The following is a 16,086-nucleotide window of genomic DNA, read 5'->3' as shown; positions in this document are numbered from 1 at the left end:
TCAGTGCGCGAACAGACCTGTTCAATTTTCCGATCGACGGATCGCATGGCAATTAGCTGCGCAGACAAAAGCCGAGGTTTATGTATTTGGTAGGAAGGATCTGTTGAAGGATAGCGCGTATATTGCCACCAGCTTAGGTAGATAGGCAGGGCTAAACCACTATGCTGTTCAGTTCAAAAAAACCAGATACAGATAAAATCAAAAATAACTTGCGTTGCTGAAGAGCGTGATCTATGTGGACATGATGAAGGCTACTTGTCCACGAGAAGACGAATGCGTTGTACTCGATGGAAATAGTAAACCAGCATCTTTAATGCGACTCATCTATCGAAGGAGGGAGCCAAGTTGTATTGTCCGAGAGTGAGTGAGGTGCTGGAGTCAGCTAAGAGTAACCAGTAAAATGAATTTAACGCTTTTATGTAGTAATTATGTCCCTATATTTTAGGGAGAGGTGAAGGGCGCAAAAAGGAGTGATTGGTGGGCAGCCTTTAAATGAGACTGAAGGTCAGGACTGGTAAGCGGAGCCAATGATCACTGAAAGTCCCGTCGATGCCCTGAACCTATTCAAGGCGGATCTGACAATTTCGACCATCACTCCACCGCGTTCCAGGTTGAAGTTTGCGTTGGCAGAACGCTGTGGGCTGTTGCACGACTCCCTACCTAAGGACCACATCCCCCCAGTAAAGCGCTTGACTGGCGCCCCAAGCTCTGCTCCCAGCCTCTTTTTGAAGCCCTAGATCAGTCCTGCTCCCACGCAAACTCAAGAGCATCTACCCCAGCTCAAAACCGATGGCTTTCGAATATTCAACACAGGGCTAGCAGAGTTCATTACGTTAGAGAAGTCATACTTTTCTCTGGTCGCAAAAAATTATGCTTCGAGGGACTTAGACTAATGGGTTTGTAAATGCCATTATGTCGGTCTTTCTACAAAGTCATGGTTCTTTGTCTCATGAAATAGAATCTCCATTAAAAAACGATCGATGCTTTGCGGGGAACTGCTGCTGCCGCCGTTTTCTTTGATCATTCAGATACGTCAGGACTTGCAACTAATGCTTGGCTCTCTGCTCATAAGGGGTTAATGGGCGATTTTGGAGTTTATGTTTTTTTCTGCCTAAGCGGGTATTTGATTTGGCAATCAGGCACACGTCTTACTGGCACACCGGGCGGCTTAAGGCTTTACGCTATTCATCGTTTCACCCGTCTAGTGCCACTGTATCTCATAAATTTATTCGTCGTTACCACTTTGCTGAGCTATATCGGTAGTCGTTGGACTCCATCATATGATGTTTGGAGCATATTTAGACATCTCGTTTTTTCGCAAGATCTATATCCTTCGGTCTCAAGAGATATTAATCCTGTTTTGTGGACCCTAACCCACGAGGTTTTATTCTACGTTCTAGTGCTTATTATATTGCTAATGGGCATTCGAGATAAATATGTGGTTCTGGCTGCGTCATTTGTAGTTTACGGAATCTTCTTAGGTTTCGGCTGGCTGGGTTATTTCAAGTTTTCGCAAATTTTCTATGCTTTTGCGCTTGGGGCATTCATTGCCTATGCAGATGGCAAAGAAAAGTTGGTGGTATGTTTGATAGTTATTTTACTGGCAATTTATGCTTGTCTCGATAATATCTTACACGCTTATAGTGGTCGTATCATAGCAATTGCTTTTGCGCTAACCTGTCTTTCACTTACAAGAGGTAAAGAGTGTGGCCAGATTGTTTCACGTTTATTATCACCGCTTGTATTTCTCGGTGTGATTTCTTACAGCATTTATATATGGCACTATCAAATCATTTGCGTTGTCGAATATTATTACCCATTCTTTAATCGAAACGTTCCGGGATGGTCGCAATATGGCTTGATCAGTGGGGTAGTTTTGTGTGCGATCTGTATTAGTTTTTCATACATGTCTTATGTTTGGATTGAGAAGCCATCGATGCAAAAGCTACGTACTACTCTGGAGAAGATGGAGAGGGCTATCAAGCGTTCTCGCTCTATTTGATTTTTAGTAGCCCATACCTTAAACAAAAAAGCCCGCTATCGGCGGGCATTATGGTGCCTGTAAGCTATATACTAATTTTTTTCGCTATTCTATTAATAAGAGAAGGCTTACAGAACCATTTTTTCGGCAACTGCAGAGGAATTTCCGCCCCCGCGGCCGAACCTATTTGCGGTATCCAGAACAAAACATCGCGGCCCACGTTAGAGTGCTGCTTGCGCTCAACTCCATGCCAGGAATGGTCCGTTTTCATGAACACAAGCATGGTGTTTGGTCGGTTCTCAAAGGTCTTAACAAGATTGAAATCCTCATGGTTCATATGAGGCGACGACCAAGAGGTGAGCTTTAAATCTTTGGGTGTATAAATGCTTGTCCCAAAATCGCGAAGAGAATCATCTTTGGGGAAGTAAAATGCGCCCACGATAAATTTACTTTCACTGTCAGTATGAGGACCGAGAGCGAAGTTCTGATAGTCACGAACAAGCAGAGATCTGGGGCTAACCCTCACGCACTCATCAGACACCGAATTTTTAATAAGGTCTTTTTCCCGATATTTATAATTAACCTGGAGATGTTTGCCGAATTTTTCAACAAGAACTTCCAGAAATTCCTGTGAGTGAATCCACGCTTCGAAATCCTTCCAGAATTGGGAGACTGCACTTGTTAGTTTCTCAGTTCGGCTCGGTGAGAGTTGAATAAAATGTCGTTGCTCATAGGGGGGCGGGTAGATGTTATAGTCATCGTCTGGTGGGAGTTTTACTAACAGCTCCGCATAGAAGTTGTCAGGAAGAACCCTCTCAACATAAATATGCGGAAACGGCGCGGAAACGAGTTTGGCATTTTTAATCGCTTTGTATGCGTGCTGCTTAACGTAACTGTCCACAGGCAACAATCCGTACTGAACATAAGACCTCATTCTACCTCTCGGGATTAGCAAGCACCAGCGATACGTCCCTGTGGAAGCGCTGGTTTCCAGAGGGGGGAAGGGGAGTGCTTTCCCGCATTGGTAGGACAAGGCTCAATTTCCTATTTTCATTGCCTGCCGTAATGAGCTTTATGTCTGAAGAATGGATAGTTGTACTGCACCGTTGATCTGATCTACGTAGGTGTGGCACATATCGTATATGTTGTTTCAACGTCTGATGAATGCCAGTTGAAGTATCTGTCGGGCACGAAATATCCTGGAAAGGATGACTTTCAACCTGCCAGCCCGCTGAGCTGTGATTGCATAGAAAGGCGGTGTAAATTTTATATCCAGCAAAATATCTTTCATGGATGGCTTCCATGACGGTGTCGAACGACTTGACACTTGGCTCGCCAAGGATGGACGAACATGGCCTTGTTCGATTTCCCTGTTTAGCTCCTCCTTCGATATAAAACCATTAGCCAGCGCACGTTTTAGGCAGTCGACCCATAGATGTCCGTTAACGTTGCCCAGCGAAATCCAAGGTTGTGTATTCATATCCGTGTAATGAAGTAAACAGGTAGTGTGTTCTTCATAATATTCTAACGAGTTCCACGTTTGTGGAAGAGAGTATGATACTGATTCAGCAACTTCCATGTCGAACATAAGCCTTGCGTAAGTCAGCGTACCGTTATCAAGCTTGTTAATTATTTCTTCTATTTTCCATTTTAATCGGGCGCAGTCCATCAGGATGACGCTAAACTGGGGACGCCGTTGTTCCGTGCCATTGCTTACCGTTTGTAAGTCACTGTCATTAAATGGACTGTCCCAGACAGCGGAGATGTCTCGAAACACCTGCATGTCGGCATCCATATAAATTGCCTTACCCTTATAACCACACAACTCAGGGATCAGAAAGCGCTGAAAGGAAAACGGCGTGCGTGCCCTGTTAGCGACGTCTCTAGGTATGGGAATGGGACGAGCATGAGTGTAAATAGCAGAAAGCTGAACGGGCAGCGCAGTTCTTTCGCGAATTGAGAATTCAAGAACTTTCATTGGAAGCCATTCAGCGGGGGTGGCTGCCACGAAAATTCGTACTGCGTCAGTATCATCACGGCGGATGGATAATGGTGCTGTCATGTTAGTTCTCCGGAAGACTAATGTTCCTTGCAAGTGGCCAAGACATCCAGCTTTTGATTAAGCATTGCACGCTGAATCAAAGGCTCCAGCATATTTTTATTCTGGTAGTCTTCGTGGCCTTGTTCGAGAGCAAGCATTAAAAGTGCGCTGCCTCGACAGGTTCCCATATGATCTTCATCGCTAAACAACGTCCAGTCCTGAATCAACCCGACTTCTGGCTTATCCAGGTCAATAAATGGTATTTGGTACTGAGCAGATAAGCGCTTAAGGTCAGCCACATGCTCATCAAGGCCAAACTGTTTTTGGAAGTTGTACAGATCAGCGCGGACGGGTGGCTGAAAGTAAACGATCTTTATATTGTGCAGTTTTCCCCAGCGGGCAAATATGTCGAACATGCCGTCCCATGGTGCACTGCCGGGGATATCCCTCAAACGTTGAACTTTGATGTTGTCAATTTTTACTTCAGGGATCTGCTTGTCCCGCGCTATAAGGATGGGTAGTTCATCTTTTCGCTCGCCTAGGGGATTCAATCCTTTAAGCATGGGATCGTCTACTGTGCGAATTTCCCCCTGTCGCGTAGTCAATAACGACGAAAATCGCAGTTGGCCCCTGAACTGATTCAGTGCAGGCTTCCAGCTAAATGAATGACGATCTAGCAGTTTTTCAGCGGACGCAAATATCGCTTCGCAGCCTCGCACCTCTGGTTCCACGCAAAGCGGCTTCAAAGACTGCAGTAAAGGCATGTACTTCAAGTGGTCAGGTTCGATAATAAGCTGGCTTGGTCTTCTGAGCAGCAGTGAGGCTTCAACGTAAACCGTTTTAAGATTGGGGAAGCGTAACCGTAGGATCTCCGCTTGCAGGATTAGGCCGTACGATATTTCACTGTATGAGTTTCCTGCACCGATGACAGTGCCACTTAGTCCTATACGACTCGGTTGTAGAATCTTTGATCTGGACGTACCTACGTAGCCGGTCGTGACTTTTTCAGGTTCGGTATTGAGATTAAAGAGTGCGACATTATGGGCAATCGTCTGGTTACCTATTTCTCGCCCGGATATGGTCATCTCTGGCAGACGAGCCATCAGATCTGGCACTGATTGCTTGAGATTTTCAATACTGTGATAGTGATATCGAGTAGCTGTCTCAGCGACCAGAAACAAAGTTACAATCATCAGAAAGGTTAGCAAGTAAAGCTTCGCCAGCCCTGCGCGCGTTCGCCGCTTGCCCTTAGAATTGAAAATATATGAAGTCATTGCCATCTACATAGTAAATATAGGAGAACACCGCCAGTGCGGAGAAGGTCAGGGCGCAACTCAATGCTTTAAAGGTGGTTATATCAGTTTGGTAAGTTGTTCTGTGGATAAGCCATTGTAGAGGGATATAGATCAAGAGCAGTTCGTAAAAGACCGAATCAATCTTGGTCTGTGTCCAGGCAGCTGAAAAGCTACCAATATTCGCAATGATTTTGAAGGCTGTATGCGTGTCTGATGCTCGGAAAAAAATCCAGGCGAGAAATACCACTAGCATGGTTAAAAGCCAAGACAAGCCAGGGATCAGAAAAATTCTGCGAGCTAGCGCACTAGGGTCTATTTTTTCATGAAGACGCTGGCTCACAAGCGCCGTACCATGAATGGCGCCCCATATGATGAAGTTCCAACTGGCGCCGTGCCATAGGCCGCCTAAAAGCATCGTAAAGAATAAATTGCGATGGGTTTTCCATTCGGCGCTGGTCCGGGATCCCCCCATCGCGATGTACAAATAGTCACGAAGCCAGTTGCTCAAAGTGATATGCCAACGACGCCAGAACTCTTTGATAGAGGTAGAAGAGTAGGGAGCATTGAAGTTATATGGCAACACGTAGCCGAGCAGCAGCGCGGCACCGAGCGCCATTAATGAATAACCCCAGAAATCACACAGTATTTGTACCCCGAACCCAATGACCGCCATTAGATTGTCCAGCCCGGAATAATGCTCAGGGGCCTCGAAAATAACGTTCACATAAGGCGACAAGCCATCTGCGATACCACATTTTAAAGCAAGGCCAGCTATAAAATAGTAAAGGCCATTATAGATCTGAACAGAGTCAAAAGGCTGTTTTACTTGGATCTGAGGTAAAAACTGAGCGGCACGGCATATTGGCCCTGCGATTAAATGAGGAAAGAACAGTACAAATATAGCAAAAACGACGGGGTTTTTGACATGCTCAAATTTTCCGGTGTATATATCTACATGATAAGAGATCAGTTCAAATACATAAAAAGATATCCCCAGCGGAAGGATGATTTTCAGTAGGCCAATCTGATAGTCTGGGTCATAAAGCTCACCCACTGCCTGGATGTTTTCCAGGAAAAAATTCATGTACTTGAAATAACACAACAGCAGCAAATTCAGTACGCACGACGCCAGGAGCCAAGCGCGGTTGCGAGTTGAAGAAATTTTACAGGCGATGATCCAGTTTACGGCAATCACACCGACTAGCATCAAGCCGAAGGCTTTACTCCAACTACAGTAGAAGTAGAGACTTGCAATTAAAACGATCCACTGTCGCCCCTTTACGGAAGGACATAACCAATAACAAACCAACGTCGCTGCCAAGAGCGCGATATATTCCATCGAGTTAAAAAGCATTCGCACTCATTCTCTTGTAATGTGTAGCCCGCACGCATTCTGAATGGCATCGCAAGAGCAACGAAAGCATCACTTGCGTTGCTCCAGTACCTGATTAACTAGCTGCATTACCTGTTTCTGCAGCGTCCCTTCAGAAAATTTAGTCCCACAGTACTCCCTGGCACTTTGCAGGGCTGAAGCTCTAAGCTCATCATTATCAAGCATCTGTTTGATTGACTGATACCAACCAGCCTCTACCAACAGGCCGCCATTGGCCGGCATGACATTGCGGTAAACGGCAATATTGGAAGCCACGACTGGAATACCGGCAGCCGTGTATTCGATGAACTTCGTTGGCGCTTTGCATAGGTTGAATGGCTCATCGACTAATGGCGCTAACCCGATATCCCAATTCAGGTGCGCCAAAGTGGTGAGAAACCCACTATAGGCCTGGTTGACCTTGTGGCTTTTCACCCGATCGCCGAAACGTAGTAGCTCGCTAGGCATTTGAATAGTGCCGAAGACTTCGAAGCGCAAATCGTCACGCTCTTCGAGGAGCCGGATAATGGAAGGAGTTACAAGCTCAAGATCTTCCTGATGTCCTTTAGATCCCATGTAACCAAATACTTTGTTGGTGCGGTCATGCTTTGGAATCTCGCCAACCTGGGCGGCCATGTAAGGCGCATACATACCAAAAAATATTTCTTGTTGGGGATACAGTTTCTGCAGATGCCCGGCAAGGTAGGGTGTTGATGCGTAGATGAGATCACAATTAGCCAGCAGATATCGACGCTCCTCAATGACCTGAGTAGCGCCTTGTACTTTCTGAATCTCTGCTCCTAGAGAGTGCGGGATTTCAAGCAGATTGTCGTCAATGTGATAGATGACCGGCACACCTTGCTGCTTGAAGTAGTCAAGAATCTCTTTGCCGTAGGGCAGGCCGTAACGCGTCATGACCACGACGTCCGGGCGAAATGATGTTTGCCAGGAGACCCAGATTTTATCTTTACTTTTTTTAAGCAGATTTTGCGACGCAACGGCGAAATTGACCTCGCCTCGCTTATGCACCTCATTCAGAGGAATATCAAAGCTTATGTAGTAGGTGGCGTTCACGTGCTCAGTAAATATCAGCACATTCGGTACGCCTGTATTTCCAGCCTTGTAGATGTCAAACCCGGTCGGGTCCGATTGGGAGGATTTACCGAATAAAGACTTGAGAAAAGCGAGCATCAGCTAGCGGCCTCACTCTGGCCGTTGGCTTCGGCAGCTTTTAGCTGAGCTTCGTACTCTTTAATCACCCGTTGTCTTTCACGTTTAGCTTCATAAACCGCCTTGTGGGGCACATAGCCCGACAGTCTGTCGAACGCCGCGTTCTTTTTGTCCCACAATTTATGCAGGAATGACGGTATAAAATGACGGTATTTGATGTCATTGATAAGCGACGGTCTGAAATACCCGAGTTTTATTTCAGCTTCAATTGCCGCCTCGGTCAAGGTTTTGTCAGCGAGCATTCGACGAACCTCTTTAAACCAGACCCATGCGAATTTATTGCCGCAAGCAGACCATGGTTGAGTGTAGACGTCGGTGTAATGGATCAATCGTGTCTCTGTGTCCCAGTGCTCAAGACTGTTCCACTCAAATGGGACGCCATACTTGACATGGTCTTCGTCAAGGATTACGAGCTGGGACATCAATTGATCGTAGTCGTACCGCCCTTCATCCATCCCACGGACTATCTCTTCCACATCCCAGTCCAGTCGTTCGCAATCAAGCAGCATTACAGCACACTGTTTCTTGCGTTCTTTGGGGGCTCCTACTTTTTGAGTAGTGTCCTGAGTGTGTTTGACTTCCTGCTGGATGATGATCTTTGCACCGTCAAACGGGATGTCCCACAGCTCCCGGATATCGCGGAGCACGAGCATATCGGCGTCCATATAGATCGCCTTGCCTTTGTACCCGCTGAGCTTTGGTATACAGAATCTACTGAAGGAGAAACCTGTCCGTTGACCGTTTCTGGGATCAGTAGGCACGGGTACTGGCAAATCGAGCATGGGGATGACTTCGACTTTAGCCGTCGTATGCCGTTTGATCGAGTACTCAAGAACCGGCACAGCTAAAAGCTGTGACCGGTCCACGCCCACATAAACCCTGATGACTTCGTCACTGGACACGCAACACTCTCCTTAATTCTGTACGTTGCTATATTCGATTTTTGCCCATTGAGCCAACCGAGTCACGCCTTCCTCGACGCTGATCTGAGGGTGCCAATTCATCACTTTGCTGGCTGCAGAAATGTTGGCGCATGCGTAGCGAATATCTCCGATCCGGAACGCGCCGGTTACCTCAAACCCGTCGTCGGGTTTACCCAAGGCACGCATGAGCATTTTCGACATGTCAAGAATCGATACCGGCTCTCCGCTTCCGATATCGAGGATCGTACCGTGTTTGACCGAAGATCCTCCAGCCAGCACAAGTGCGTTCACGATGTCATCGACATAAGCGAAGTCCCGAGCAATATTGCCATCTTCATAGATAGCTAGTTTGACGCCGGACAGTATTTGGCGCGCGAAAATGGACAGGACACCCGTATAAGGATTTCTTAACGACTGGCCGGGCCCGTACACATTCTGGAATCTTAAAATCACGGCATCCCAATCCGCCCCTTCCCCAGCTTGACATAGCAAATATTCCTGCATGAGCTTGGTCGAGGCATACACAGACGCGGGAGCAGGGGGCAGACCTGCGTGGCTTGGGATGGGCTTGACAGGCAGCACGGCATTAGAAGGAACGGGAACCGAAAAATCACCCGATTGCATGGTTTCTGGTTGACGTGGTAAGCCTACAAATTCTGTGCCATTCGCATCCCTGTATCCGCCTTCACCATAAACGGCTCGGGAGGCAGCCAACACGACTTTTTTAACCGCTGATTGAGTACGTAGCGCTTCAATCAGGTTGGTCGTGCCAATCACGTTAACAGCACAATAACGTGTTGGCTCGTCATACGACTGGCCCGTACCGGTTTCGGCTGCCAAGTGGTAAACGATGTTAGGGTTGCAGTCTTTAACAGTTTCGGTGAGAGCGGCCGCATCGGTGACGTCACCGCGAACGAAAGTCACATTGGCCCCCAAATTTGGCGCAGCTGGCTTATCACCGTGTACCTGTGGGTGCAGGTTGTCGAAAACCCAGATTTTGCATGATGGGTTTTTTTTCAAAAGCGCGGCAACCAGGCGTGAGCCAATAAAACCTGCACCACCTGTTACCAGAACATTCTCAGTCATTTCAAATTCCGTATTAAAGCTAAGCAATCAAGTCATCGAGTATTTTAGACGCCGTTGGACCCGCGATTATAGCGCGCGTTACGAAATCTAAAGATTCAGGGGCTGGATAGGAGGTGCTTTGTAGACCAAGGACGAAATCCGCCCAGTCCTGAGTCTTGCATATCTGAGGTAGCGGTGCGTACGAAGTCAGTGCCATGTCATGGGCGACGAGAGCTACAGGCAGCCCACGGCGGGCGGCATCAAGAGCTACTGTAGATGGCGAGGTAATGACTGCTGCCATTCTTCCCATCAACTGATCCGCTGTGTAGTTCTGCCATTCTCTGTTTTCTGGGTCGACGATCACGATATTCGGCGCGGCTGGACGATCGCCTTTGTATCTCCGAGTCAGCCATAAGCCTGCGTTATGAGGCTTTATTAAAAATATAAAGTCGGGAAAACTCGTTGCCAAATTCTGCACGCCTTCAAGAAAAAAACTTCGATATTCGTCGCTGTAACGGTGCCAGTGGAGGTTTTCGAAAATGCCAACGACAGTTTTATCTGGTGCGATGAGGTGATCTAGCTCTACTTTTGCCTGACTTACCAGTTTTGGACATCCCATGGGCACGCATTTCTGTCTGGTTGAGAGATTGACATCGGGGTGGAGGGTTTCAAGCGGCCCCCAAATATATATCCTAGAGGACGAAAAATTAACTTTTTGGACGCTATGAACTTCATCACTGTAGGTTAACCCCACATTTTCGAAACCGTGTTGCAATGTTGCAGTTTTCAACCCTGCCTTGTTTGCGCGATCAGTGATGGCGCGTGTAAAGGCATGGGGAGCCAGATTCGTTTCAGTCGCGGAGAGCATTGCTTTAGTTCCCTTATGAATAACAGGGAAAATAGCCGCTTGGTTTTCTACGATTGTGACCGGGAAAACGTTAATCCTGTGAAGCGTACGAAGTGTTAAACTTGATTTATTAAGTAGGGTGGCACTGCACCAAACCTCAAAAGGTAATGTTCGTTCTTTGGCCATAATGATGATTGGCAACAAGATGTCCAGATCCTGAATCAGATGAAGTACAAAAATGACCTTAGGGATCTGCGTCTCAGCAAGAACTCCCCCGGTCGTTTGCGTAAGCGTGCCGAACCACAATTGAGCGATCCTATCTGGACTGAAATGCACAGCAGCTAGTTCTTGGCCATACTTTACATCCGTCGCTACTTCGCTAGCGGATGAAAGATAACGCTTCAGTCCACCAATAAAATCATCTACTACGATGGCACCACGCAATGGAGCAAGCGCAGGCGTATTGGTCGCGATTACAGGCAGACCATTAACAAGTGCCTGAACAGCACGGTTGGCAGACTTACAGATGCTGAATGCGTCCAGTGAGTTGGGTAGCAACACCACGTGCGCTCGCTGCATCTCTAGCTCAATCGATAATTTTGACCAAGGAACATAGCGCGAGGGTATGTTCATGGGGAGTATATAGGTTTCGTATTTAGCGAGATCATTACTAACTATTACCAACTCTACATCGTAATCCTTGGAGATGAATTCAAGTGCGCTTTTGATCAGGACAACATCGCGAATTCCAAAGTTTGCATAATCGGCTCCATGATTTCCAAACCACAGCAGTTGTTTGGCGGTGGGCGAGGGCTGCGCGATAATGTTAGGTGTCTTATCTAACTGCTTTAGTAATTTGCTATCGCGTTTGGCCGTAAGGCGCTGCAGTGTCATGCGGGCCTTTGCTACCAGATATGCGGTGGCTCTACGTGTTTGTCGTATGTAAAACCCGAGTCTGAGCAGCGAGCGCCAGCGCCGTGCAATTTTCTTCAGTACACCGGAAATTGAAACGGCTCCGCAAAGTTTCGCCAGCTTTTTGAATTTAATGATTAGCGGGTGCGAAGGAGGGGGCGTACGCTCTTTTGCTGCATCAAGCGCGACCTGCAAGCACCTGTCCAGCAAAGCATTGGTTTCAAGACTGATTACACCGTCTGGAATGATGTGTACCGGCACGCCTCCAGTGTAATTTTCGATGGCTTCTGCCAGAGGAATTGTCGTGACGACGAAGCCGCTAGCCAATTTGGCGATTGCCTTGAACATGTCACTGGGGACATTGGCAGAGTACTTACCGTAACCGGGTACAAATATGTTGTCACATAGATCAAATATCACCGGGATATTCAGACGGCTGGCACGTTGCATGAGCCCGTAACATTCAACGGAGAAATCCTTTACGACGATCAGGATATCTAACGACTCAAGCGGTGGAGGATTGCTCCTGTGGAAAACTTCGCATTTGTGGCCTGACGCCTCAAGCGCAACAGCGGGAAGAATCGCGCGGTATCGGATACTGGCCACATCGAGTGAAAGGGACGTGACGCACCATCCGATCACTAGCGGTTTATCCCCTTGAATGTTACTCACCGTTGCCACTCCCCTATCCAAAACATTGACAATTGCTTATTAAATACCTTTATTCATTTCGATGTGCGGCAACATTTTACCGCAGCTCATCGGTATTTTTTTCGTCGCAAGCCGGGTAGTCGAAGCCAGGACGATACTTTATGAGTTTTGCGGGCACTCCTCCCACGATGGAGCCCCGTTCGACAGATTTGTTCACGACTGCGCCTGCTGCGATGATTGCGCCGTCTTCAATGCAAACGCCGTCGAGTATTCTACAGCCTGCACCAATCCAAATATCGTTACCCAAGCTAATTCCCTGGCGAACGAGACCTTGTTTCGCTATGGGTACTGTCGAGTCGGCGTAGATGTGATTCGCAGGAATAATGACGGCGTGAGCTGCAATGCGTACATAGTTGCCAGTTTTTAATCCACCATGCCCATAGATGACGCAGTAGGGGTTAACAGAGTTTGATTTACCCAGTTCGATTTTTCCACCTGGTCCGGTCTCTAATATGGCACCGTGCTGAATAATGCTACCGTCGCCGATAACGATGCTTGCATCAACATCGGTGCAGATGAGCCTTGCCCCCGGCTTGATGATGACTTTTTTCCCTAGAACAATATTCGAAAGGTAACCTTCAAAATACGCGTCCGGCGCTACTTGAGCCCCCTCTCCAATTGAAAAAGCATGTGGCGCTACGCGCTCTTTCTTAGAGTAGAAAAACCGTTTCAATTGCGAGAGGAGCCAGACCATTAATATTTCACCACGTATGCCTTCGTCCGGTTCGCACCATCGTCGCCGTACCGAATCTGAGCAAGCTTTTCAGGTTTGTCTGCAAAAAACTTGTCGATTGCTTTGCGTGCCATAGGGTAGTTGATGGAGTTATAATCGTCGAAGAAAATGACCCCTCCTTGCACCATTCGCAAGTAAAAATACTCCAGGCATTCGATGTGTGGCTCGAATAAGTCACAGTCAATATTGACGTAGTGATAGCGCTCTTCGTTCAGCGTGGGCAGCGTTTCACTAAATAGCCCCTTGCGCAATTCAACACTGGTGCTCAACCCCGCTTGGTCAACCAATTTCTGTACGCCTGAGAGGGATGTTTCGGTGAAGAGTGTTTTGTTTCGATATATAGCATCTGCCGGGGCATGTTGCTTATCCTCTTCGGACAGCGGGGGTAGACCGCTGAAGGTATCCAATCCAAGCATTTTGAACGGGATACCAGATTCATGAGCTAGTTTCGAGCAGGCTATCAAGCTGCTTCCGGTAAACACCCCACACTCTACAGCATTGAACCTGGAAAGCCTGCGGATACCCAAGTCCCAAAAAAAATCGCCCCATGGATTTTTCTTTTTTTTCTGACGTTCGTTACGTAGGTAATTAGCTATTGCGAGCTGGAAACCGTGGAGTACAGGAATCCGTTCAAAGAAAATCTCGGAAAAAGGTGGAACATGTGGGAATTCAAGCGACGCATTGAATTTGAGTTTCTTTGGTTTCACGGTTTCACTGCTGGTCATGATTACATACCTTAGACGTGGAAAGGGTCAGACCAAGGTTTACAATACCTGTCTGACCTGACACTGAGGCAATGTCAAAATTGAAAAAGTTTTGTGACATCTCTAAAGGCACTGCGGCGTCCCCAACAACTTCATTGACGATATAGCTGAAGAAGTATTTTCCGCCGAGCAAGTGGTGAGTGAACGAAAAAGCGAGACTGTATTCTTCACCCTCAACCACATTATGTAGAAGCGGCCCAACTTCGGAGCCGTCAATAGCGCAAACGGTAATCCCTGAGCTATTACGGATTCCAAAGTTGAACGCAACGCATTCTGAAGTCTGGGCCGCTTTGAACGTCCCTGTGAAGACATACTGTTGACTGTCCGCTTTATACTCAAGGGCGAAATTTTTGATCATTTTTGTTGCGGACGCAGCGTTACTCAGCGACGACTTACCCTTGGCGCGGCTAGTGGGTTCGTTTTCACTGCGCACATTTTTATAGACTTCAATCGCTTCAAAAACCGAGCCGTCGTGAATTTTTTTACCACCCTCAATAACTATTGCGCGGGTGCAAAAATTCGCCAGTAGGTTCTGATTGTGCGTGACTAACAAAAATGTCTGTCCCGCGTCACGCATTTCGCGGATACGGTCATAGCATTTCATGCGAAAGCTTGCGTCACCCACTGCAAGAGTCTCGTCAATGATGATCAGATCGGCATCCACGTGCACTGCACAAGCGAAAGCTAGACGAGACTGCATGCCAGATGAATACGTCCGCAGAGGCTGATCGAAATAATCTCCCAAGTCTGCGAAGGCGATGATGTCGGCGATGCGGCGGTCAGTTCCCTGTTTGTTGATCCCCTGGATGCTGCAAAACAGGTAGGCATTTTCTCTGCCGGTAAAGCTCATGTTGAAACCAGCAGTAAGGCCGAGAAGTGTGGCGATTCGACCGTGCCGTGCGACGCCACCTTCGGTGGGCTCTATCACGTTGCCCAGAATTCCCAGAAGTGTGGACTTGCCTGCGCCATTACGGCCGATGATCCCGACAGTTTCTCCGCTGCGTACGCAGAGGCTGATGCCGTCCAGCACCTTCTTCCCACCTAGAGCTTTGGAAGTCCGCTTCAGCAGCGCATCCATGAACACAGTCGTTGGCCGTAAGGAACTCGCGTAGCGTTTGCTGATATTTGTCGCTTCGAGTAGTAAGTGATTGCGTTCATTCTCAGACGACATCGGCTACTACTCCTTTGATTCTGTTGAACAGCCATATTGAAAACGCAACCAAAATAACCGCTGCGGCCACGAGGAGCGATAGCACTGTGATAGAGGGTCCATTTCCGAAAACGAGCGCGTTTCTCAGTGGTTCGACAATCACCGTCAAAGGGTTGAGCCAAAGCAGAAACCGATAGGCCTCAGGTGCCATGCTCAATGGATAAGAAATGGGGGCGGCATAAAACAGCACGCGCATCATCAGCCTTATCGCTTCTGAAATGTCTCCGATAAAGGGACCGACAACAGACAAAATCAGCGAGGTCGAGGAAATGGTAGCCACTATCGGAATCAATAGAACCAAAGACCACGCCACGTTTTGCCAACTTAAAACTGAGTAGATGAGGCACAACACCAACACAATTGCCGCGTAGATTATGCCGTGTACATAGGCGCGCATTAGGTTGGCGAGCCAGAGTACCCATAGAGGAAATGGTGATTTCACAACGTATGTTCTTTTGCTCGAAAATAGCGTGGTGGATGAGTTAACGATGTCCGCGAGCAGCAGATAAACAGACAATCCGATGAAAAACGGTAGAACGAATCCGACAGAAGTTGTAGAGCCGGGTTCGTGCCAGCTAATTTTTAATATGCCGTTAAATACAACCGTGTATACACAAAGTAAACACAGCGGCGTCAACAACATCCAGAAAACACCTAGAAAAGACCGTTTATACTTAGCTTGCAGGTCGCGCCTTGCCAAATCCCACGCTAATCTGACACATTCTGCAAACTTCATACATACCTCAAAAATTATACAACTGGTGTCAGGCCTACTTAGTCAAGGCGCAGAATTATAAAGAGGCCTCAGCGAAAAAGCGAGTAGGCTTGTAGCAGATGATGTTTGATAGCCGGATTCTTAACGTTGCATTCCCAAAAAGCCACCTGACAGACCGCTGTGGTGGAGGGATGATGGTTCTTGGGTGGCGAGATTTTGAGCTGTCGCCACCGCCCGCTCCCTGATTGCAATGGCGCAATCGTACGAGTTCAGCAAGCTGGCAAAAG

13 protein-coding genes are annotated in these 16,086 nt (G+C 47.5%); 1 reads left to right on the top strand and 12 read right to left on the bottom strand.

What is annotated here, in order from left to right:
* The first annotated feature begins 985 nt into the window (after window positions 1–985).
* A complete protein-coding gene (locus tag AO242_RS02265; RefSeq protein WP_176560555.1) occupies window positions 986–2,002 on the top strand; it encodes an acyltransferase family protein in 1,017 nt (338 codons plus the stop codon).
* Window positions 2,003–2,066: 64 nt separating this feature from the next.
* Here AO242_RS02265 and AO242_RS02260 read toward each other — a convergent pair whose 3' ends face one another.
* From AO242_RS02260 to AO242_RS02205, 12 genes are all read right to left on the bottom strand, one after another.
* Window positions 2,067–2,882 (bottom strand): hypothetical protein, encoded by an 816-nt coding sequence (locus tag AO242_RS02260; RefSeq protein ID WP_141562176.1) that lies wholly within the window; start codon window positions 2,880–2,882, stop codon window positions 2,067–2,069.
* 249 nt (window positions 2,883–3,131) lie between these two features.
* A complete protein-coding gene (locus AO242_RS02255; protein WP_099267484.1) occupies window positions 3,132–4,043 on the bottom strand; it encodes a glycosyltransferase in 912 nt (303 codons plus the stop codon).
* Between the two features lie 17 nt (window positions 4,044–4,060).
* Entirely contained in the window at window positions 4,061–5,296 is a 1,236-nt protein-coding gene (locus AO242_RS02250; protein ID WP_141562175.1) for a hypothetical protein, read from the bottom strand.
* A complete protein-coding gene (locus tag AO242_RS02245) occupies window positions 5,271–6,671 on the bottom strand; it encodes an MBOAT family O-acyltransferase (protein WP_099267482.1) in 1,401 nt (466 codons plus the stop codon). Before AO242_RS02245 ends, AO242_RS02250 begins: the two co-directional genes overlap by 26 nt.
* Before the next feature lie 69 nt (window positions 6,672–6,740).
* Window positions 6,741–7,880, bottom strand: a complete 1,140-nt coding sequence (locus tag AO242_RS02240) for a glycosyltransferase (RefSeq protein WP_099267481.1) — start codon at window positions 7,878–7,880, stop codon at window positions 6,741–6,743.
* Entirely contained in the window at window positions 7,880–8,821 is a 942-nt protein-coding gene (locus AO242_RS02235) for a glycosyltransferase (RefSeq protein ID WP_099267480.1), read from the bottom strand. The genes AO242_RS02240 and AO242_RS02235 overlap by 1 nt, the downstream gene beginning before the upstream one ends.
* A gap of 12 nt (window positions 8,822–8,833) precedes the next feature.
* Window positions 8,834–9,928 (bottom strand): NAD-dependent epimerase/dehydratase family protein, encoded by a 1,095-nt coding sequence (locus AO242_RS02230; RefSeq protein WP_099267479.1) that lies wholly within the window; start codon window positions 9,926–9,928, stop codon window positions 8,834–8,836.
* A 19-nt stretch (window positions 9,929–9,947) separates the two neighbouring features.
* Window positions 9,948–12,338, bottom strand: coding sequence for a glycosyltransferase (locus tag AO242_RS02225; RefSeq protein ID WP_141562174.1), 2,391 nt, complete (start codon window positions 12,336–12,338; stop codon window positions 9,948–9,950).
* Between the two features lie 76 nt (window positions 12,339–12,414).
* Complete coding sequence (locus tag AO242_RS02220; RefSeq protein ID WP_099267477.1) at window positions 12,415–13,071, bottom strand: acyltransferase; 657 nt, start codon at window positions 13,069–13,071, stop codon at window positions 12,415–12,417.
* Window positions 13,071–13,835, bottom strand: a complete 765-nt coding sequence (locus AO242_RS02215; RefSeq protein ID WP_099267476.1) for a TylF/MycF/NovP-related O-methyltransferase — start codon at window positions 13,833–13,835, stop codon at window positions 13,071–13,073. Before AO242_RS02215 ends, AO242_RS02220 begins: the two co-directional genes overlap by 1 nt.
* Entirely contained in the window at window positions 13,822–14,952 is a 1,131-nt protein-coding gene (locus AO242_RS02210) for an ABC transporter ATP-binding protein (RefSeq protein WP_218927824.1), read from the bottom strand. The genes AO242_RS02215 and AO242_RS02210 overlap by 14 nt, the downstream gene beginning before the upstream one ends.
* 82 nt (window positions 14,953–15,034) lie before the next feature.
* Window positions 15,035–15,820 (bottom strand): ABC transporter permease, encoded by a 786-nt coding sequence (locus AO242_RS02205; protein WP_099267474.1) that lies wholly within the window; start codon window positions 15,818–15,820, stop codon window positions 15,035–15,037.
* Between the last annotated feature and the right edge of the window lie 266 nt (window positions 15,821–16,086).

This window comes from Pseudomonas sp. ICMP 561, assembly GCF_002699985.1.
Lineage (GTDB): Bacteria > Pseudomonadota > Gammaproteobacteria > Pseudomonadales > Pseudomonadaceae > Aquipseudomonas > Aquipseudomonas quasicaspiana.
Note: the sequence above shows the minus strand (reverse complement) of the source record. Positions and strands in the feature narration are given on the sequence as shown.